This window comes from Algoriphagus terrigena DSM 22685, from assembly GCF_000429445.1.
GTDB classification, from domain to species: domain Bacteria; phylum Bacteroidota; class Bacteroidia; order Cytophagales; family Cyclobacteriaceae; genus Algoriphagus; species Algoriphagus terrigena.
The window spans coordinates 76,693-95,989 of sequence record NZ_AUBW01000003.1; the positions used below are offsets into that span (position 1 = coordinate 76,693).

General features: G+C 47.4%; 16 protein-coding genes. 6 read left to right on the plus strand and 10 right to left on the minus strand.

The features are described 5' to 3' along the window. The first annotated feature begins 8 nt into the window (after positions 1 to 8). The gene (locus G459_RS0100360; RefSeq protein WP_026965848.1) at positions 9 to 1,652 is read left to right on the plus strand and encodes a L,D-transpeptidase family protein; all 1,644 of its coding nucleotides are present in this window, start codon (positions 9 to 11) and stop codon (positions 1,650 to 1,652) included. A gap of 275 nt (positions 1,653 to 1,927) precedes the next feature. Next, positions 1,928 to 3,574 carry a L,D-transpeptidase family protein gene (locus tag G459_RS26510; RefSeq protein WP_051314998.1) on the plus strand — a complete coding sequence of 549 codons (1,647 nt, stop codon included), beginning with the start codon at positions 1,928 to 1,930 and terminating at the stop codon, positions 3,572 to 3,574. Here the strand turns inward: G459_RS26510 and G459_RS0100370 are convergent. Then, positions 3,564 to 4,253 carry a murein L,D-transpeptidase catalytic domain family protein gene (locus G459_RS0100370; protein ID WP_035454794.1) on the minus strand — a complete coding sequence of 230 codons (690 nt, stop codon included), beginning with the start codon at positions 4,251 to 4,253 and terminating at the stop codon, positions 3,564 to 3,566. The genes G459_RS26510 and G459_RS0100370 overlap by 11 nt on opposite strands. A gap of 395 nt (positions 4,254 to 4,648) precedes the next feature. On the opposite strand from G459_RS0100370, the gene G459_RS0100380 reads away from it, so the two are divergent. Both G459_RS0100380 and folE read left to right on the plus strand, forming a co-directional pair. After that, positions 4,649 to 5,059 (plus strand): 6-pyruvoyl trahydropterin synthase family protein, encoded by a 411-nt coding sequence (locus tag G459_RS0100380; protein ID WP_026965851.1) that lies wholly within the window; start codon positions 4,649 to 4,651, stop codon positions 5,057 to 5,059. Further along, positions 5,019 to 5,723: a GTP cyclohydrolase I FolE gene (folE, locus tag G459_RS0100385; RefSeq protein WP_026965852.1), complete on the plus strand. Its 705-nt coding sequence runs from the start codon at positions 5,019 to 5,021 to the stop codon at positions 5,721 to 5,723. Before G459_RS0100380 ends, folE begins: the two co-directional genes overlap by 41 nt. A 135-nt stretch (positions 5,724 to 5,858) precedes the next feature. Here the strand turns inward: folE and G459_RS28730 are convergent, their stop codons facing one another. Continuing rightward, positions 5,859 to 6,746 (minus strand): restriction endonuclease, encoded by an 888-nt coding sequence (locus G459_RS28730; RefSeq protein WP_051314999.1) that lies wholly within the window; start codon positions 6,744 to 6,746, stop codon positions 5,859 to 5,861. A 130-nt stretch (positions 6,747 to 6,876) separates the two neighbouring features. Between G459_RS28730 and G459_RS0100395 the strand changes: the two genes are divergently transcribed. Further along, on the plus strand, positions 6,877 to 7,872 hold the full coding sequence (locus tag G459_RS0100395) for a phosphotriesterase family protein (RefSeq protein WP_026965853.1): 996 nt from the start codon (positions 6,877 to 6,879) through the stop codon (positions 7,870 to 7,872). Positions 7,873 to 7,939: 67 nt separating this feature from the next. Here the strand turns inward: G459_RS0100395 and G459_RS26520 are convergent, their stop codons facing one another. From G459_RS26520 to G459_RS0100415, 4 genes are all read right to left on the minus strand, one after another. Then, positions 7,940 to 8,320, minus strand: coding sequence for a DUF2750 domain-containing protein (locus tag G459_RS26520; protein WP_035454797.1), 381 nt, complete (start codon positions 8,318 to 8,320; stop codon positions 7,940 to 7,942). A gap of 79 nt (positions 8,321 to 8,399) precedes the next feature. After that, positions 8,400 to 10,121 carry a M28 family peptidase gene (locus G459_RS0100405; protein ID WP_245588100.1) on the minus strand — a complete coding sequence of 574 codons (1,722 nt, stop codon included), beginning with the start codon at positions 10,119 to 10,121 and terminating at the stop codon, positions 8,400 to 8,402. A 43-nt stretch (positions 10,122 to 10,164) separates the two neighbouring features. Beyond that, positions 10,165 to 10,767 (minus strand): hypothetical protein, encoded by a 603-nt coding sequence (locus tag G459_RS0100410; RefSeq protein ID WP_026965855.1) that lies wholly within the window; start codon positions 10,765 to 10,767, stop codon positions 10,165 to 10,167. A 118-nt stretch (positions 10,768 to 10,885) separates the two neighbouring features. After that, complete coding sequence (locus G459_RS0100415; RefSeq protein ID WP_026965856.1) at positions 10,886 to 11,488, minus strand: hypothetical protein; 603 nt, start codon at positions 11,486 to 11,488, stop codon at positions 10,886 to 10,888. Positions 11,489 to 11,829: 341 nt separating this feature from the next. Here G459_RS0100415 and guaA point away from each other — a divergent pair, with 341 nt between their 5' ends. Next, positions 11,830 to 13,359, plus strand: a complete 1,530-nt coding sequence (guaA, locus tag G459_RS0100425; RefSeq protein WP_026965857.1) for a glutamine-hydrolyzing GMP synthase — start codon at positions 11,830 to 11,832, stop codon at positions 13,357 to 13,359. Positions 13,360 to 13,591: 232 nt separating this feature from the next. On the opposite strand, the gene G459_RS0100430 is transcribed toward guaA, so the two are convergent. The 4 genes from G459_RS0100430 to G459_RS0100450 all read right to left on the minus strand — a co-directional run bounded on the left by G459_RS0100430 (position 13,592) and on the right by G459_RS0100450 (position 19,216). After that, positions 13,592 to 14,458: a cation diffusion facilitator family transporter gene (locus G459_RS0100430; RefSeq protein WP_026965858.1), complete on the minus strand. Its 867-nt coding sequence runs from the start codon at positions 14,456 to 14,458 to the stop codon at positions 13,592 to 13,594. 72 nt (positions 14,459 to 14,530) lie between these two features. Further along, positions 14,531 to 15,838 (minus strand): APC family permease, encoded by a 1,308-nt coding sequence (locus tag G459_RS0100435; RefSeq protein WP_026965859.1) that lies wholly within the window; start codon positions 15,836 to 15,838, stop codon positions 14,531 to 14,533. Between the two features lie 162 nt (positions 15,839 to 16,000). Further along, positions 16,001 to 18,562: a cation-translocating P-type ATPase gene (locus G459_RS0100445; RefSeq protein WP_026965860.1), complete on the minus strand. Its 2,562-nt coding sequence runs from the start codon at positions 18,560 to 18,562 to the stop codon at positions 16,001 to 16,003. A gap of 114 nt (positions 18,563 to 18,676) precedes the next feature. Further along, entirely contained in the window at positions 18,677 to 19,216 is a 540-nt protein-coding gene (locus G459_RS0100450) for a DUF4924 family protein (RefSeq protein WP_026965861.1), read from the minus strand. Positions 19,217 to 19,297 lie beyond the last annotated feature (81 nt).

The window sequence follows — 19,297 nt, forward strand, 5'->3', positions numbered from 1 at the left end:
TAGCTACAATGCGGAAAATACTTTTTGGATTGCTTTTTTGGATCCTCGGAAGTTCAGTTTTTGCCTTTCAGAATACTCCAGAACCTATTTCGACTTTGCTAAGAACAAAGCTGGAGGTAGAGAATCCCACTGTGAAACCGGTAGTTTCTGGGAGTGAGCTGGAGAGTGCCGATTTGATCCACAAGTTTTATGCGGATCGGAATTTTGAAGCAGTTTGGTCTCAAAAGGGCGTTCTGTTGGAACTAGCCTATGAGATGCGATTTGAGCTCCTCCAGGCCAAATTTGACGGACTGAATCCGGAAGACTATCATCTCACGCTCATCAATTCCTATTTCCAGACTTTCGAATCCAACAAGGCTGGCAAGAAGGAAAATGAACCGGGCAACTTGGTCAACTTGGAATTGCTGCTGACGGATGCATTTTTTGCTTTGTCAAAAGATCTGGAATTGGGCAAAGTAGATCCCGCCTCTCTGAAAGGTGACTGGGAGATCAAGCGGAAAGACGCAGAAATCAACTACCTCGACCTGCTCAAGGAATCCATCGCGGAGCAAGAGATCCGGAGAAATCTGGAGACGCTTTATCCTAAGTTTACAATCTACAAGAAAGGTCGGGAAGTGCTCAGAGCAATGGACGAACGCACAAAAACCGACACGCTGGATTGGAAGGTCGTCAAGCTGGATAAATCGCTCAAAGTGGGTGATTCCCATAACTCGATTCCGACCTTGCGCGAGCGGTTGAACTATTGGGGTTATGCGAAGGCTGACACGGTCTCGGATCCTAAATTGTATGATTCCACGATGTTTTTGGGCGTCCAGGCGTTTCAGCTTAGAAACGGAATGCAACCTGACGGAGTCATCGGCAAGAATACCGCGATCGGTCTGAGCGCCTCTCCAACCATGCTGATGGAGAAGGCCGCTGTGAATCTGGAACGGCTACGCTGGCTGCCTGATACGGTGCAAAATCTGGAGATGATCCTGGTCAACATCGCCAACTACCAGCTGGACTACGTCGACAAGTTGGACACCTTGCTTTCCGCACGGGTCATTGTAGGGAAGCTGTATCACGAGTCGCCAGTGTTTACAGCCCAGATGAGCTACATCGTTTTTAGCCCTTATTGGAACATCCCACCGTCTATTACCAAGAGTGAGATTATGCCCGCGGTACGGCGAAATCCATCCTATCTTAGCCAAAAGAACATGGAGGTGGTCAACTTCTCCGGAAAACATGTCGATCCGGGGAGTGTAAACTGGTCAGGGAAATCCTTTCCATACATGGTTCGTCAAAAACCCGGCGGCAGCAATTCGCTTGGCTTGGTCAAGTTTATGTTTCCAAATGCACACAATGTCTACCTCCATGACACGCCTGCTCGGACGCTGTTTGACAAGGAAGATCGCGCCATGAGCCACGGATGTATCCGTGTTCAGAATCCTGCGAAACTGGCAGAGGTTCTTCTCAGGTCCGATCCAAGTTGGACACCTGCCAAGATCGACAACGCAATGCACCAGACTTCCGAGGTTATTGTCAATTTGCCGCGAAAAGTCCCCGTCGTCTTGCTGTATCTTACATTTTGGGCGGACTCAAAGGGAAATGCTCATTTCCGACAGGATATTTACGACCGAGACGAGGAGATCTTGGCGCTTTTGAAGAAATAGGAGATTGGTCAACGGAGGTCTTTCGACCGCTCGTGTGAGTATTCTTTTGCTACCTCTTGTAGATGGTTTTTTAGAGGTGTGTGAAAAGGATGTTTGATCAGCTGGGTGTGGGCGATTCCTCAATTTGGGTAAACGGTGACTCGCCTTTGATATTCGATTTTAGAGATTTCCCACGTTAATCCTTCTCAATGAATTGAAAGTTAGCTCTATAGGTTAGCTCAGTTGAAATGAGTACGAACTTTGAATCGTAACGGGCAACACACCAACCGCCCGTTATGAATAAGAAGATATTGATCCCGATTGCTGCAGTTCTTGTACTGGCTTTCGGGCTTTTTTGGTTTCTCGGCCAACGCCGAACTGATATTTCCGATGAACTGGAGCAAAGTCTGACCGATACTGAATCGGACGTCTTGGCGAATTCTGCCTATGCCGCCGAAATCGAATCTTTTTATGCAGATCGGGACTATCTGGAAGTTTGGCTGCTGAATGGCTCACTTTCAAAGGAAGGAAAGGACCTGCTTGCGCGGATCCAGGATTCCAAATATGACGGGTTGCAGCCTGCTCATTACCATTTGGAAGAGGTCGCGGCGCTCTCTTCCAATCCAGAAAAGGAAAACAAGAAGTTTCGCAATCTTTCACCAGATGAAAAAGTCCAGCTCGAACTCCTGTTGACAGCGGGTTTTTTTAATCTCGCTCATGACTTGGAAAAAGGGAGAGTGAACCCGGCGACGCTTGATCCGGACTGGAAGTTTGAAGCGAAAGAAACAGAGGTTGACTACTCCGATATGCTGAAGGAGATAGCTGCCGGCGCCCCAGTGGACAAGACCTTTGAGAGGCTCTATCCCAATTCCGACCTATATGCAAGTGGAAAAAAAGCCATCAAAGAACTCTATGAGATTCAGGAAAAGGACACCTTGACCTGGGACCTTGCAAAAGTCGACGGTGCAATCAAAGAGGGAGAGCGACATGATGCAATCCCGGCTTTGCGTAAGCGATTGATCTTTTGGGGATTTTTGAAGCCCTATGATGTCGAAGATTTGACATTGTTTGACCCTGAGATGGAGGCTGGACTTCAAAAATATCAGGAAGTCAATGGGATGAAACCTGATGGAGTCATCGGTTCGCTGGTCGCTGAGTCGCTGAACAATTCCCCTCAAAACTTGATCGACATCGCCTCGGTCAATATGGAGCGTCTTCGCTGGATGCCGGCGATTGACTGGAGCCAAGAGATGGTGCTTGTAAATATTGCCAACTATCAGCTCGATTACATGCAGAAGAATGATACCGCGTTCACTGCCAAGGTGATCGTGGGCAAGGAATACAGCGAGTCGCCGACGTTCACTGCCCCGATGAGCTACATCGTTTTTAGCCCGTATTGGAATATTCCGCCGTCGATCACCACGGATGAGATCATTCCAGCGGTAGAGGCAAACCGAGATTATCTTTCGGAGAAAAATATGGAAGTCGTCAATGGCGACGGGGAGACTGTGAACGCTTCAAAGGTGAATTGGTCAAAAGACACAGCCTATCGCGTGCGACAAAAGCCCGGAGGGGACAATTCGCTTGGGCTCGTGAAGTTTATGTTTCCAAACGAATACAACATCTACATCCACGATACGCCGGCCAGAAGTCTGTTTGACAAGGAAACACGGGCACTGAGCCACGGATGTATCCGCATCCAAAACCCGGAGCAGTTTGCGAAAATCCTGCTGGATGATGCTGAATGGGACGACGAGAAGATCCAAGAAGCGATGAGCCAGGACGAAGAAGAGATCGTGAAACTGAATAGAAAAATCCCCGTGGTGCTGCTTTACATGACTTTTTGGGCAGACAAAGACGGAAAGGCAAACTTCAGATCGGACGTGTACGAGCGGGACGCAGCGCTTTTGACAGCTCTGCGAAGCGAGGAAATCAAGCCTTGATCAGACTTGATTTCTCCAGATAACCTGCGTCCTGTCCAAAGATAAAAAGTAAAGAGCCGTCTTTGATCAAATCAATCGCTTTGGCTGAAAGCTCACTAGGAAGCGCGGGACAGCCTAGGCTTCGTCCCAATCTGCCCACAGACGCTGCAAACTCTTCCCGTGCATAGTCGGCTCCGTGAATCACGATCGCGCGACTTCTTGCCTGATCGTTAAAGCCCTTTTCCAAACCATCCAATCTCAGCGAATAGCCATGCTTGCCGGAGTAGGTTTCGGCAGTTTTATAAAAACCCAAACTGCTTTTGAACGATTCTGGCTGATTGGAAAATGACTTGGCCATCAGTTCGCCGGAGTTTCTGCCGTGAGAAACCACGGAATTGAGGAGAATCACGCCCTTTTCAGGATCAATGATCCACATGCGCTTGGCAGTAGAGGGGAGGCTGAAGTCAATCACGGTCAGCAGTTTTGTCTTGAGATTGTCTTTCATCTTGCTCCAACCTTGGATAGCCATTGTCAGCACTTCTTTGGAAGGAAGCGCGCCGGTATTTCCACGCAACCCATCGTAAATCAAGGCGATAGGATCTGAGGAAGCGACGGGGGCTGGGGTGTTTTCTTTAAAATTTGGGTTGGTGAAGATTCCTATGAACAATAGGAAGGTAAGCGTAATGGTTTGGGTAAGCATAAGCGTTTGGGTGATCGTGCAAAGTTAGGGCGATATCCCGCGATATCCTAAGGAGAAACGAGCTTGCAGTCAGTATCTTATGATTTAATGCTTAAAAGTTGTGAATTTTTTATCGGGAACCTTCCGCATATCAATCGCCGTTCTTGCTCTGATGCGCATCCAGACTGATTTTAATACCTGTGTTAAATTCTGTAATTTTGCGTTCCTGATTTTCTCGCTGTCATTCAGGATTTCTCTCTTGCAGTAGCAGATTAAACCTAAAAAAATCAAACAAAAGTCGAGAGACCGCTGTTTCATCACTTCATGAAATCGAGCATGACGAAAAACTTCACACACTGGGATGATCATCAGCCATGCAAAATTTCATATTCCCAGATGAAAGGCATTTTAAACACATGAAAGTATCAGTTTATAGAAAAGAGCACTTCAACGCTGCTCACCGTTTATTCAATGCCAACTGGTCAGACGAGAGAAATGAGGCGGTTTTTGGCAAGTGCAACAATCCGAGTTTTCATGGGCACAATTACGAATTGATTGTCCAGCTCAAGGGGGAGATTGACCCGGAAACGGGGTATGTTTACGATATGAAAGTGCTCAGTGAGCTGATCAAGAAGCACGTTCTGAACAAATTTGACCATAGAAATTTAAATCTTGATACCGATGAATTCAAGAATCTCAACCCATCCGCTGAAAACATTGCAGTGGTTATTTGGAATATTTTAAGGGAAAAAATTGATCTAAAACTCGAGTTAACTATTCGACTTTATGAAACGGAAAGAAACTTTGTTGAATACGATGGGAATTGACATCCCGCAGGCCTCTTTGGAGGAATTTGGTGAAGAGCATATCGGCACTTCCCTCGAAACTCCGCTTCGCGAGGATGCGTTTGCGATGACCGACGAGCTGAAGATCGAGTTGATCGAGAAGCATTTTCGCGAAATCATGAACATTCTCGGGCTGGATCTGACTGACGACAGCCTCAAGGGCACTCCCCATCGCGTGGCGAAGATGTATGTGAAGGAGGTCTTTTCGGGATTGAATCCCAAAAACAAGCCTGCAGCAAAGCTTTTCGAAAACAAGTTTAAGTACAACGAGATGTTGGTGGAGAAGGACATTACCTTCCACTCGCACTGTGAGCATCACTTCGTGCCGATCTATGGCAAAGCCCATGTGGCCTACATCTCCAACGGCAGCGTGATCGGTCTTTCCAAGATCAATCGGATTGTCCAGTATTTCGCTCAAAGACCACAAGTCCAGGAGCGTCTGAACATGCAGATCGGCAATGCGCTAAAAGAGGCGCTCGGCACCGAGGACGTGGCTGTGATCCTGGACGCTTACCACATGTGTGTCAGCTCGCGTGGTGTGAAGGACACCAATAGCTCCACGGTGACTTCTTTCTATTCCGGGAAGTTTGAGCAGGAGGAGCAAAGCCGAAACGAATTTCTGAAATACATCAGTCTGGAAAAATAAGACTGGAGTTAGCGATAAAAGGAAACCGGGCCGAGAGGTCCGGTTTTTTTGTTTAAACGCAGAGGGTGGGTTTTATTTTGATAAAGCAGTAAGAGCAATTGAAAAGGTTGTTTCGATATTGTTGCGGCAATATTTTTACAGACTGTTTCTAGGTGTAACCCAGCCGTACTCAAATAGGTGTTTAGAGTTGTTTTTGATATTTTCTCTAATTAGATCGACATCAATAACTGATTTCCGGCTTATTTTCAGTGCTTCGTAAAATTCCTTCGCGTTAATTAATTGAATAGGTAATTTTTTGGTAGTAAAATTCTCAGAGGCTTTTATAGCTCCACGCTGAAAGTCCGAGGTTGTTACAAATATCCCTTTTTCAAACCCGGATAGCATTAATGCGCCAGCAAACGATCTAATTTGTTCAGCCTTGATTTGATTTTTATATCGTTTGACTTGAATACCAATGGACTTGTTTTGGTCTTTTTCTAAAATGACATCAATTCCACCATCGTTGCTATATCCTGTTATGCTTACATGGTAGCCTAAGTTCTTAAATACATCGGCTACTACTTCTTCAAATACCCTAGGATTAACATAGAATCTACTGTCATACTTTGCCGTTAGATAGCTGGCTACTTCGGAGATAGGCTGGTTTACGTCCGCTAAGTCAAGGTTTTTTAGGGTTCCAGATATTCCAAAAAATATATCCCAGATTTGCCACACCTCAGCACATACACATACATCTTTTACGACCCGATACCATCCGCAGACTGGACAGCAATTTAACCATACCAGTTCTTCTTTTGATTCTATTCTAAGATCTAGGTAACAATCATCAAGTCCATTAATTTCTTTGTAGTCCCTGTGGATAGTCTTCTGGATCTTTAACACATGATCATCATCAGATTCTCCCCAGATATTTTCTATTTCAAATTGTTTTAAAGTACTTGAACAGAATGCGCATTTAAGGGTGTGTGGGTTATCACTAATTTCTTGAGGACTTATGTGATTTTTATAGTCAAAGACGCCCATGGTTATTTTCGAGATTACTATGCCCAATTTTCAATAACGTCTTCAATTACAAATTGTTAGATATGCGGATAGAATTGTAAATCCCGTTCAATAATTCACTTTTTTGACACAGGATTCCTAGATTTAGGTCATGAGATCAATTTTTCCATCCTTACTCTTCTTCCTTAGTCTCTTTTCCTGCTCGACACCAGAAAACAACCCTCCCTATTTTAACTCGGTCACTGGCAGCTTTCCCATCGACTCTCTCGGGCTGACCTTGATCCATGAGCACATGCTGGTGGATTTTGTTGGAGCGGATTCTGTCTCGCCGGAGCGCTACGATCAAGAGGAAGTTATCGCCAAAGTCTTGCCCTATCTGCTGGAAGTGAAGAAATACGGCGTAAAAACCATCTTTGACTGTACGCCTTCTTATTTGGCGAAGGACCCAATCTTACTTCAAAAGCTCAGCGAACAATCTGGAATCCGAATTGTGACCAACACAGGTTTTTACGGTGCAGTGGGAGGGAAACATCTTCCGGAATTTGTCTTCACCGAATCCGCCGAGCAGTTGGCGGATCGGTGGATCTCCGAGTTTGAAGATGGAATTGATGACACAGGAATCAAACCCGGTTTCATCAAAATCTCCGTAAACGAGGAAACCCCACTTCGGGAAGTTGACGAGAAACTGGTCAGAGCAGCGGGGATTACGCATCAGAAGACAGGATTGAAGATTGCTTCCCACACCGGAACTTGGGCGACGGCTAGTCAGGAAGTGGCCATTTTGCAGGAAATGGGAATTAGTCCATCGGCATTTGTCTGGGTTCACGCGCAAGCCGAGGATGATTTTCAAAACTACCTGAGAGCTGCCGAACTGGGCGTCTGGATCAGTCTCGATGGAATCGGCTGGGGCGTGGAGGAATATGTCGATCGCTTGTTTTTTGCGAAGCAAAACGGAATTCTCAAACACGTGCTGATCTCCCACGACGCAGGCTGGTATGATCCTGCCAAACCAGGCGGAGGGGATTTTCAGCCTTTTACCAATATCTTCGAAAAGCTGATTCCGGCTCTGAAGGCCAAGGGTTTTGTTGATTCGGACTTTGAGATGTTGTTGATCGAAAACCCAAAGAGAGCTTTTGGGCTGAATTGATATTAGGTTTTGTGGTCTTCTTGAGTGAAGCCATTAACGCGTTTTCAATCACAAATAATAAGAATTATTACTTAAAAAATTTCCCCCAAATGCTATGTTTCGGTTTAAAAGAGTTAACCCATACTATAATGTTTTCTGGATTTAAATCGAATCCGACCGCGTTTTTTCCACTCCAGTTTATTCCAACTAAGTAATTATCAATTTTTAATTGAACTAAGAATGATAGAAATTCATCGATAGTTATCTCCACAGGCTCAAAGCCCTTATATGCTGCCACATTTTTTATTATCAATTCCGCTCTAGATTTGCTTGACCAAAAGGGCATTGCTCTAGCACCATTCCGAGTTATTGGACTTGGAAAACCATCGGAATCTTTTATCGACCAAATTTTTTGTGAAATTTCAACATCTCGATAAAATATTGCGGCTTGTGAAGCTGACTGACTCATAATCTGGCTAATTGACTCTTTTGATCTCGGTTCATGTTTTTCATTTCTTTCCTTTGTGATTCATGCTATTTACAATTTTTCAAATTGCAGGCTTCATAGTCTGATAGGCTGCTTCCAGCTTTCGTTTGGCGACTTTAATTGAAACATCCAAGTCTTTATCGGCTTCGGCTGATAGATCGCTGATTGAATCCAGAGACTTCATGTACCAGTCCTTCCACGTTTCAAGGATAAGTTTTTGTTCCGTGACATCGGCGCCATCGGCGATGGCTTTCTTGCTCAAAATTGACTCGATTTGCAATCTGGCGATGGCTTTTCCAAGAATCAATTCTGCGAGTTCTCCGCCTGTTGCCACATCCGCATTTAGCAACGTATAAGCGCTCACCAAAGCCGCCGTTCCGACATTGACCATCGTAGTTTGGGATACTTTGTCCAGTCGGTCATTGTCCGTGTGGTAAAACTGATCGGTGAAATGCCAAAGCAAAAGTCCCGGGATATCGGAATGGAGGAATGGCGTGTGATCAGATCCGCCCTCGAAAGGATTGGTTTTCACCACCCAGTCGGCATATTTTCCTTGTTCCTCAAAAGTGCTGATGATAAAATCATTCAGATAGTGAGGCTTCATCTGGTCGATGGTCATCGGCTCTCCGCCCCATTCGCTGTGTTTTTCTTCACCACGAGTCCAGATCGCACTCGGATCGGGCATCTTTTCTATCAGAAAAGTTCCGCCCGTTACATCGGTATTCTCACCGACCATGTCCAGCGATATGCCCCAGTTGATCTCGGCTGCTCTTTTCTCTTTCTCCTCGATATAGCGATGAGTCGAGATGATCTCATCGCCCCAGAGGAAGGTCAACGTTCGCTTCAGATCGAGTTTTCCTTTTTGCATTAGATCAGCCGTGAGCATGGCCATCTCCAGTTGGGTGCCTACGCCGGTGGCGTTGTCATTGGCGCCGGGCTCTTGGATATGGGCGGAAAAGACCAGACTTTCCAGCGGCAAGTCCGAACCTCTAACATCTGCCACCACGGTCAATTCTTCTGATTCGTAGATCTTGGTTTGGATGTTCACTACGACCTCTACTTTGCCGGTTGCGAGTTCTGCTTTTAGTTTCTCTTTGGCTTCGAAAGACAAGGCAATGGCCCATGCAGGTTGTTCGGCCTCGTATCGGAGGCTTCGAAACTGAATCGATGTGATATTTTTCTCAGGCTGTAGATAGCCCGGCAGGTCGTAGGTCAGCACGCCGATAGCACCCTTTTCCTTTATGGCAACTTGCAGGGTTCGGTAGGGCAATTTGTCGGAAAAAAGGATCTTGCCGGAAAGGTCTTTGGAGCTGAGGTCTTCTTTGTTTTCGATGTAGACAACTTCTCCTTTTACGCCATCCGCAGAACTGGAATACTGGTAGACCATGTTTCGATTGGTTTCCGAGGAAAGCAAAAAGCCTTCGCTCCCGACCAATTTTAACGAAGCTGTGACAGGCTCCCACGTCGGGCGATCCATCTTCCGGGTTTCGATCCGATAGGTGAAGCGATCAGAGTCCTTCGCGTTTTCCCCCAAGACGTAGCCAGCCGCTTCCAGCTTTTCAGCGATCCGAAAAACTGTATTGTTGAAACCAGTATTGCCGGCGATTCTCCAGTATTGTTCCACGAAAGCCACCGTTTCATAGGCCTCGTTTCCTTTGAATTCGGACCTGACAAGGTCGAAATACGGGTCGGTTACTGTTGCCAGAGGGGACTTTTGGGCAAAGGAATGGATACTAAGGGCAAGAAGGAATAGAGTGCCGACGACTTTTAGATGTATGTTCAAAACGGGCGTTTCGTTGGTTTAGAGCCGCTAGTTACGAGTTTGATCAATTCTTTCCGAGGCCGAACCGCACTTTGTAAGTCAAGTTGACATACCAGGGAAAGGTTTTATCTGCTCCAAAAGCGGAAATACTCGCTGCATTTTTCACGTTTGGATTTTTTGTCTTCCATTCTGCTTCCAGTTCTGTTATCAGGCCCAGTCGTTGGTACTTGTTTATAACATAGGAAGGTGCTGGAACTCCGGTATAGAAGGATGCGAGGTACGTGTCTCCACCAAATTGGAGTGAAGGACCAAAGGCCAATGCCAATTTGAAGCCGGACGGCCGCTGGAGAATGTCGAATTTGAGAGTCGGACTAATAAAGAGTCCCGAGGACTGATCCTTGTTATTTCCTCCTGATTCCGGAGGCAGTGATATTGTAGAAGCGGAGAATAAGGATTGATAAAAAGATAGGCCCAGATTGAACGAAGTTCTTTTTCTCAAGTTGACATTCAGCTCGTTTGAAAAGTTTACTCCCCAGAGCGTGTTTGTCCTATCTAGAGTTGAGCCAAGACCAATAGTGTACTGCAGCTTGGGTTTGTCCTGTCCATTCGTAACAAATGGAATAGAAATCAAAAAGAAGAGGAAGAGAAATAGTTGGTTTGTTTTCATATTTGGGGTATTTAGTTGAGCTATAAAAAGTCAGATCAGGCCGAGAGCTGCCACTGTAGGGCACTCTAATTTTTCATGCGTAGACGCCGATAATTTTAGTCTTCCTGCTTTGAGTTTGTTACTTCTTTCCGAGGCCGAACCGCACTTTGTAAGTCAAGTTGACATACCAGGGAAAGGTTTTATCTGCTCCAAATGCGGAAATACTCGCAGCGTTTTTCACGTTTGGATTTTTTGTCTTCCATTCTGCTTCCAGTTCTGTCATTAATCCTATGCGTTGGTATTTGTTGCCAAAATAAACGTAGTTAGGTTCGTCTGAAGTGGGATAATTGATATCCAAAGTATATGCATCGCCGCCCAATTGTAAGGATGGCCCCACAGCCAAGGCTAGCTTAAAACCCGATTCCAGTTGGATGATATCATATTTGAAAGAGGGAGTTAGAAAAATCCCGGAAGATTGATCATTGCCATATTCCCCCTGAGGCATTGTTTGTTCTTTGGTGCTGCCCAATGACTGGTAAAAGGTGAGATTTGTGTTAAAAGATGCTCTTTTCCCAAGACGGACATTCAGTTCATTAGAGAAATTGATTCCCCAGAGTCCGATGTTATTGTCAAAGGAAGGACCGAAGCCGGCAGCGTACTGGAGTTTGGGCCTTTCCTGTCCAAACGAGGCGATCGGGATAGCAGCCAAAAAGAAGAGGATGAGAAAAAGGTTTGTTTTCATCTTAAAAAGGGTTTTGGATTTGTTTGAGCAATGTTCTAAATATTTATTCACAAAAAAAGTTTGCTTAGTTTTAATTAACTAAATAACTGTTAAAAATTAGATTGTCAGTATTTTAATAGTTGTAAAGGATGGAAAGGTGAGTCCCAATGTCACAAATCAACAATCGGACTTTTAAATTCTTGCCCATTTAACGACAGGGTTCCGTCTTTGACTCAACACATTTGCTGCTGCCAATTTTTCAATCTTCAAATCTTTCAATTTTGAAATCTTTGGCGCCAAACATTATTCTGAAATTTTTCGACAAGACTTCGTCAATTTGACTGACCTGCTTACCTTTGCGCATGGCAGAACAAATCCTCATCCTCGATTTCGGTTCTCAGTACACCCAGCTCATCGCCCGAAGAGTAAGAGAACTGAACGTTTATTGCGAAATCCACCCCTACAACAAAGTTCCTGAGATCACTTCCGACATCAAAGGCGTGATCCTTTCTGGGTCTCCCTGCTCTGTGCGGGAAGCTGACGCTCCCGACTTGGACCTTGGAGCATTCAGAGGGAAGTTGCCTTTGCTTGGCGTCTGCTACGGAGCGCAACTTTTGGCCAGCAAATATGGAGGTGAGGTTTTGCCGTCCACCATCCGCGAGTATGGTCGCGCCAATCTCGATCACATCGACCTGCATCATGACCTGTTGAAAGAAATGACGCACGGTTCGCAGGTTTGGATGTCGCATGGAGATACCATCAAGACCCTTCCGGCAGGATTTGAAGTGATCGCCAGTACATCTTCTGTTCGCGTGGCGGCTTTCAAAGTAGAGGGCGAAATGACCTATGGAATCCAGTTTCACCCCGAAGTGACACACTCCACCGAGGGCAAAAACCTCCTCAGAAACTTCGTGGTAAGCATCTGCGGTTGCTCTCAGGATTGGACTTCGGATGTATTTATCGATGCAAGCATCGCTGATCTCAAAGCTAAGATCGGTTCTGACAAAGTGGTCATGGGATTGTCCGGCGGCGTGGATTCGTCGGTTGCGGCAACCTTGATTCACAGAGCGATCGGCGATCAGTTGACCTGCGTGTTTGTGGACAATGGTCTGCTTCGCAAAAATGAATTTGAAGAGGTGCTCGATTCGTACAAGCACATGGGCTTGAATGTGATCGGGGTAGACTCCAAGAAGCGATTTTATGACGCTTTGGCCGGTTTGACCGACCCAGAGGCAAAAAGAAAAGCAATCGGAAAAGCCTTCATCGAGGTTTTTGATGAAGAAGCGCACAAGATCGAAGGCGTAAAATGGCTCGGACAGGGCACTATCTACCCGGATATCATCGAGTCCGTGTCGGTCAAGGGCCCATCTGCAACGATCAAATCCCATCACAATGTGGGCGGTCTGCCGGACTTCATGAAGCTGTCGGTAGTCGAGCCTTTGAATACACTTTTCAAAGATGAGGTGCGGGAAGTAGGACGTGCATTGGAGATCGTGGAGACGATAATTGGTCGCCATCCTTTCCCGGGCCCTGGTTTGGGAATCAGAATCCTGGGCGATATCACCGAGGAAAAAGTCAAAACCCTTCAGGAAGTGGATCACATCTTTATCCAGGGACTGAAGACGAGTGGACTCTATGATCAGGTTTGGCAGGCTGGAGCGATCCTTTTGCCGATCCAGTCCGTCGGTGTGATGGGTGATGAGAGAACTTATGAAAAGGTGGTTGCGCTCCGTGCAGTTGGTTCAGTGGATGGAATGACGGCCGATTGGATTCATTTGCCGTATGAGTTTCTGGGCAAGATCTCCAACGAGATCATCAACCGCGTCAAAGGCGTCAACCGCGTCGTGTACGATATCTCTTCCAAGCCACCGGCAACGATCGAGTGGGAATAACTCGATTTTAGATTTGCGATTCGGAGTTACGACTTTCAGATAATAGACATCCTGCTTCTTCGGAGGCAGGATTTTTTTGTAGGGGCCGTTAAGAAGAAATCACCACGGATTTGAAGCACAGGATCATACGGATATCTGTGTTGATCTGTGATTTTTTCCGTGAAAATCTGTGGGAGAAAGCCTCCGAAGGCCTTCACAAGTAGGTCGCTTTTTGGAAAAGGGTTGAATAAGCTTACGCCGGCTCGATGTGAATCAGGACGTGGCCCAGTTCGGTGATTTCTTTGCGCAGCGTGTCTTTCAGGGCATGGGATATCGTGTGGCCTTCTTTGACTGTCAGGGTTCCTTTGACAGTGGCATGCAAGTCAACATGGTATTTCATACCTGCTTTGCGGATGAAGCACTTTTCGGTACCTTCTATGCCATCTACTTTGAGAGCAATCTGACGGATTTTTAAGGTGAGATCTTCGTAGTTGTTTTCATCCATCACTTCGCCCAACGCGGGTCGAAATATCCCATAGCAATTGTAGAGAATAAATCCGCAGGCGATCAGGGCGGCATAATCATCCGCGACTTCAAATCCCTCGCCTCCGAATATTGCGACCGAAATACCGATAAACGCCGCAATCGAAGTAATCGCATCCGAGCGGTGGTGCCAGGCTTCGGCTTTCAAAGAGGAACTCCGGAGTTTTTTGGCTCTTTTCATCACCAGCTGGTAACTGATTTCTTTCCAGAGAATGATCGCCCCCAGGACAATCAAGGTCCACGAAGCCGGAAGTGCGTGGGGCGTTTGTATTTTTTGAATTGCCTGCCATCCGATCACCACTGCTGAAACGACCAAAAAGACCACCACCAAGAAAGTGACCAGAGGCTCAGCTTTTCCATGTCCATAGGGATGGTTTTCGTCTGCCGGTCGTGCAGCGTACTTCAATCCGAGCAAGACCAAAAGCGATGAGAAAATATCGACAGTGGACTCGATCCCATCTGCGATCAGGGCATAGGAGTTGCCAAAAAATCCCGCCAGAAATTTTATTCCCGCCAGACAAGCATTGCTCAAGATGCTGAAAAGGACGGTGCGTATGGCTAGATTGGGCGGCGACATCGGCGGTAAAGAAAACGCGTGTTTCTGTTGTTTTGGCTAGTTGGTTTTAGGAGGAATGTACTGGATTGCAAATCAGCTTTTGATTTGTTTTCTTCCAAGCCAGTAAAGTCCTGTGCCGATCGCTATAAATATCCCGGTCATCCAGATCGATTGGGCGCTTACCTGAAGCATCAGCCAAAGGCAAGCCAAGATTCCCAATATCGGCACAAGGTATCCTCCTCTCAGTATAAATCGCCCTCCTCCCCGAAAACTTGGGCGGAGCCTTGGAATCGCAGAACAACTCATAATATAGAGAAAAAGCCGGGACAAAACGGTCATCGCCGCCAAGACCGTAAAGGTGCCAAATGCTGAAAGCAGGAACGCTGAAATGCCAAAGAAAACCACTGAATTGGCGGGAGTGAGGAATTTGGAGTGCACTTTTCCAAACCAGGAGGGAAGCGAATGGTCCAGGGAGAGTGCGTAGGTCACCCGAGTGGCTGAAAACATGGATCCTATCAGATTAGCGACGACCGAAGCAGCCACACCGATCATCAGGATGACAGCTCCCGAACTCCCGAAAAGTGCCGCAGATGCGTCCAGAAGTGGAGTTTTGGTTGCAGCCAAGTCAGGAATGGCCGCTTGGGAGACGAGCTGAATCAGCATGTACAAGACAGTCACCACCGCCAAGCCAAACAACAGCCCCAGCGGCATATCCCGCTCCGGCCTTTTGGCCTCTCCAGCTGGCACCACCGCGCCCTCAAAACCGACAAATGCATAAATCAAGAGCAGTGTAGCACTTCCCAAAGCTGAGGACGAAGGCATTGCTGAGTCAAATGTAGGGATCACGTCTGCTCCCAAGATGATAAATCCCCCCAGTGGCAACAGGATCAAAACGGCAAATTTGATCAGCGTGAAGAGCGTCATGGATCGAATCGATTCCAAAGAGCCCAGCACATTGATGAGACTGAGTCCAAGACAGATCACGGCAAGGGAGATCAGCCGGCCCGTACTTTCTCCGGCTGCAGGTAGAAAGTAGGCAATGCTGTCCGTGAGGAGGACGGTGTTGGCAGAGAAGGAGATCAGGCGAGCGAGGTAGTACAGCCAGCCTCCCTGAAAACCAATGAACGGTCCGAAGGCCAAGGTCCCATAGCGGATGGGGCCGCCCGTACCCCTAAAATAACTTCCCAGTTCAGCGAAGCAGAGGATCACAGGAAGCATCAAAAGGGCACAAAACCCATAGATGAGAATGCTGTATTCGCCGGCCAAAGCGGCCGCGCCACTGGGGAGCCCAAAGATTCCTGCGCCGATCAGGCCATTCACTACCAGCATCCAGATTCCCCAAAATCCGAGCAATCTGGGCAGTTTTTCGTTTTTATCTTCCGTAGTAGTTCCTTGGAGCACGCGGTTATTGTTTCTGAAAAGTCCGATTTGGGAAGATAGAGAGAAAGTCCAAAGAACAAAATGGGTTCTACGGGATTGGTTGTCGGGGAAAAGCTGGGACTTCCGGTTTTTGAATGTATTGAGACCAGCGGAAGTATGATTGGTGGGATCGTCTGATCGAACTTACTTTTTCCTAAATCCCTTGATCCATTTTTCCAGCTCCACGGCGTGGAATACGATCAAAGCCATCCCCGCACAAAAGCCCAGTTCTCCCAAGTCCAGTGGCTGGGTGTGGAAGATGTCGTTGAGCCATGGGACATAGATCACCCCAAACTGGAGGATCATCGTAAATCCGACGGAATACAGAAGCGGCTTATTGCTCAGAAGTCCCTGCTTGAAGAGGAAGGTCCGGTCGCTGCGGATGGCCATGACGTGTGCGAGCTGGGAGAAGGAAAGCACCGAGAAGACCATCGTCTGCCAATGCCAATCCTGCCTGATCGCCCAGTATTGGGTGAAGAGCGTGACTCCTGCCATCAGCATCCCGACCCAGACGATATGATAGCCGACGCCCTCGGCAAAAAGACTTTGCTTCGGCGGCCGTGGGGGACGCTTCATCAGGTCTTTTTCGGACTTTTCGCTGGCCAAGGCCAAGGCAGGAAGGCCGTCAGTGACTAGATTGATCCAGAGGATATGAATCGGCAAAAGCGGATTTGGAAAACCGAGAAAAGGCGCTAGACCAATGACCCAGATCTCCGCTCCGTTGCAGGTCATGATGTACTTGATGAATTTTCGGATGTTGTCGTAGATCCTTCGGCCTTCCTTGACGGCTCTGACGATGGTGGAGAAGTTGTCGTCCAAGAGGATCAGGTGGGCGGCTTCCTTGCTTACGTCGGTACCCGCTATTCCCATTGCTACGCCGATGGTGGCTGCTTTGAGTGAAGGAGCATCGTTGACGCCGTCGCCGGTCATCGCGGCGAAGTGGCCTTTTGCTTGCAGTGTCTGGACGATTCTCAGCTTCTGCTCAGGTGCGACTCTGGCATAGACGCTCACCTTTTCGACCTGATTGGCAAAATCATCATCGCCCAGTTTCGCCAATTCGGCACCGGTAAGTACCAAGTCTCCCGTTTTCCAGATTCCAACTTCGTCAGCGATTGCCTTTGCCGCCGCCGGGTGATCTCCGGTGATCATCACGGGTTTGATACCCGCGGTTCTACACTCTTGAATAGATACTTTCACCGCCTCACGCGGAGGGTCTATCATCCCGGTTTTTCCGAAATAGTCCAGATCGGCCTCGAGCTTCGCCCATTCAGATTCTTCCGGCAGATCATCGATTACTTTTCCTGCGAAAGCTAAAACCCGCTCTCCCTTTGAAGCCCAATCTTCTGATGAAACCGAAAGCTCTTCGGCCAGTTTTGGGTCCTTTATAATCTCGGAGATGGACTCAGAGGCGCCTTTGCAAAGCACTAATACCTGATCGCCAAACTGGTGAAGCGTGCTCATTCTCTTTCGCTCAGAGTCAAACGGTATCTCACCGATACGCGGGAAGTCCTTGGAGATCTCATGGTACTGGTCTGTAGAAATTTCACCGAGCAGGTATTCTACCAAAGCCAGTTCGGTCGCTTCTCCTTCCGGTTTTCCCTTCTTGTCCAAAAGCACATCCTGACAGAGAGCCATTCCAAGCTGGAGATTGGAAAATTCCGAACTGACGGCCTCCTTGGAAGCCGGATCGACGTTCACCACGGTCATCTTGTTTTGCGTCAGCGTGCCGGTCTTGTCGGTGCAGATATAAGTCACCGAGCCGAGACTCTCCACAGCAGGAAGTTTGCGGATCAGAGCGTTCTTTTTAGCCAGTCTACCAGCGCCGAGTGAAAGTGCAATGGTGATCAGCGCAGGCAAGGCCTCCGGGATTGCCGCTACAGCTAAGCTCACTGACAGTAACAAAACCTGATAAATATCTTCGCCACGAGCCCATCCTGCCACAAAAAGTAACCCGCAAATCCCCAGAATCAGGTAGGAAATCACCTTTCCAAACCTTGCCATTCGCTGCTGGAGAGGAGTGACAGGGGGATCTTCCTGAAGGAGGCCCGCGATCTTTCCGATCTCTGTCCTCATGCCGGTACCGACGACCAGTCCGGTGCCGCGGCCATTGGTGACCAAGGTTCCTTTGAAGGCCATATTCACCTGATCCCCGGGAGCAAGATTCTCCGTTGCAATCGGTCCCGATGATTTGTCGATAGGGACCGATTCTCCGGTCAGGGAAGATTCATCGATCTTGAAGGAAAACGTCTCAATCAGTCGGCTATCCGCCGGCACCATATTCCCAGCTTCCAGCAGGATCACATCACCGGGCACGAGATCTTTGGATGGCAATGAAACGGTCTGACCTTCCCTTAGGACTTTGGTTTGGGTTTCTGTCAGCTTTTTTAGCGACTCCATCGCCTTCTCAGCGCGGTACTCCTGCACAAAACCCAAAACTGCATTTAGCACAATGATCACAAGTATGATGATTGTGTCGGTGAGGTCGCCGACGACGCCGGATATCACCGCCGCGGCAGCCAAGATCAGGATCATGAAGTCTTTGAACTGGGCCAGGAAAAGAACCCATGCAGGTTTTTTCTTTTTCTCTTGGAGTGCATTTGGGCCAAATTCTTTGATCCTCTTTTCCGCCTCGGAATCTGTCAATCCCTGCTTTTGGGAATCGATGGTCTTGAAAAGTTCCTCAATCGGCTGTTGGTAAAAAGTCATGCTAGCTGGCGTTCATTTGAGGTTAAAATACAAAGGATTGACCACATGCGGGTAGCCTGTCCCATGACACCCGGAAATTATGTAACGACCGAAAAAATAAGCCCAGTCAAATCGTCAATTCGGCGACAGAAAGATCCGCTGTTGGTAATAGAAGTTCAACAAACCGAGGACTTCTCCAAAAGCTTCGGCTGCAGCCACACGGTGATCCTCGACGGTGCCTCCGAGTAGCCTGTTAAGCAAGAGGCCATAGATGCCGTTGAGACAAATCTGGATCTCGTTTCCGGGATTTTCGCCGTTCGCTTCCACGATTGCCTCCAGGATAAAGGGCTTTGCCTTGGTGTAGGTGTCAAAGTAGGTTCTGTCCTCCTTGAGCAACTTCCAATGGAGGTTTGCCAAGTTGTCCACCAGATCCTTTAGCTCCTTCAGGTGACCCTTTTCGAGGATTTCCTGGCTTTTCATTTTCTCCAAGATGGATTCAAACCACGCGATGATCTCTGTTTTTTCCTCCTCAGAGACAGGGTAGTGTGAGACGACATACTGTCTGAGTTCGTCGATATTGCCCTGATAAGATCGGATCAGATCTTCCATCTGGTACATATAGATCAGGTATTCGCCTATGTTCTGGGACTTTTTGCGGTCAGCGACGGATTTCATTGATTACTCTTTGTTGGCTGCGCAAAGATAAAATGATCTTCGTTTGTTGAAACCCATTTTCAGCTTCGGATCAAATATGAC

What these genes read in the sequence shown, in the direction of transcription:
- G459_RS0100360 (WP_026965848.1), top strand. Translation starts at nt 9, where the DNA reads ATGCGGAAAATACTTTTTGGATTGCTTTTTTGGATCCTCGGAAGTTCA.
- G459_RS26510 (WP_051314998.1), top strand. Translation starts at nt 1,928, where the DNA reads ATGAATAAGAAGATATTGATCCCGATTGCTGCAGTTCTTGTACTGGCT.
- G459_RS0100370 (WP_035454794.1), bottom strand. Translation starts at nt 4,253, where the DNA reads ATGCTTACCCAAACCATTACGCTTACCTTCCTATTGTTCATAGGAATC.
- G459_RS0100380 (WP_026965851.1), top strand. Translation starts at nt 4,649, where the DNA reads ATGAAAGTATCAGTTTATAGAAAAGAGCACTTCAACGCTGCTCACCGT.
- folE (WP_026965852.1), top strand. Translation starts at nt 5,019, where the DNA reads ATGAAACGGAAAGAAACTTTGTTGAATACGATGGGAATTGACATCCCG.
- G459_RS28730 (WP_051314999.1), bottom strand. Translation starts at nt 6,746, where the DNA reads ATGGGCGTCTTTGACTATAAAAATCACATAAGTCCTCAAGAAATTAGT.
- G459_RS0100395 (WP_026965853.1), top strand. Translation starts at nt 6,877, where the DNA reads ATGAGATCAATTTTTCCATCCTTACTCTTCTTCCTTAGTCTCTTTTCC.
- G459_RS26520 (WP_035454797.1), bottom strand. Translation starts at nt 8,320, where the DNA reads ATGAGTCAGTCAGCTTCACAAGCCGCAATATTTTATCGAGATGTTGAA.
- G459_RS0100410 (WP_026965855.1), bottom strand. Translation starts at nt 10,767, where the DNA reads ATGAAAACAAACCAACTATTTCTCTTCCTCTTCTTTTTGATTTCTATT.
- G459_RS0100415 (WP_026965856.1), bottom strand. Translation starts at nt 11,488, where the DNA reads ATGAAAACAAACCTTTTTCTCATCCTCTTCTTTTTGGCTGCTATCCCG.
- guaA (WP_026965857.1), top strand. Translation starts at nt 11,830, where the DNA reads ATGGCAGAACAAATCCTCATCCTCGATTTCGGTTCTCAGTACACCCAG.
- G459_RS0100430 (WP_026965858.1), bottom strand. Translation starts at nt 14,458, where the DNA reads ATGTCGCCGCCCAATCTAGCCATACGCACCGTCCTTTTCAGCATCTTG.
- G459_RS0100445 (WP_026965860.1), bottom strand. Translation starts at nt 18,562, where the DNA reads ATGACTTTTTACCAACAGCCGATTGAGGAACTTTTCAAGACCATCGAT.
- G459_RS0100450 (WP_026965861.1), bottom strand. Translation starts at nt 19,216, where the DNA reads ATGAAATCCGTCGCTGACCGCAAAAAGTCCCAGAACATAGGCGAATAC.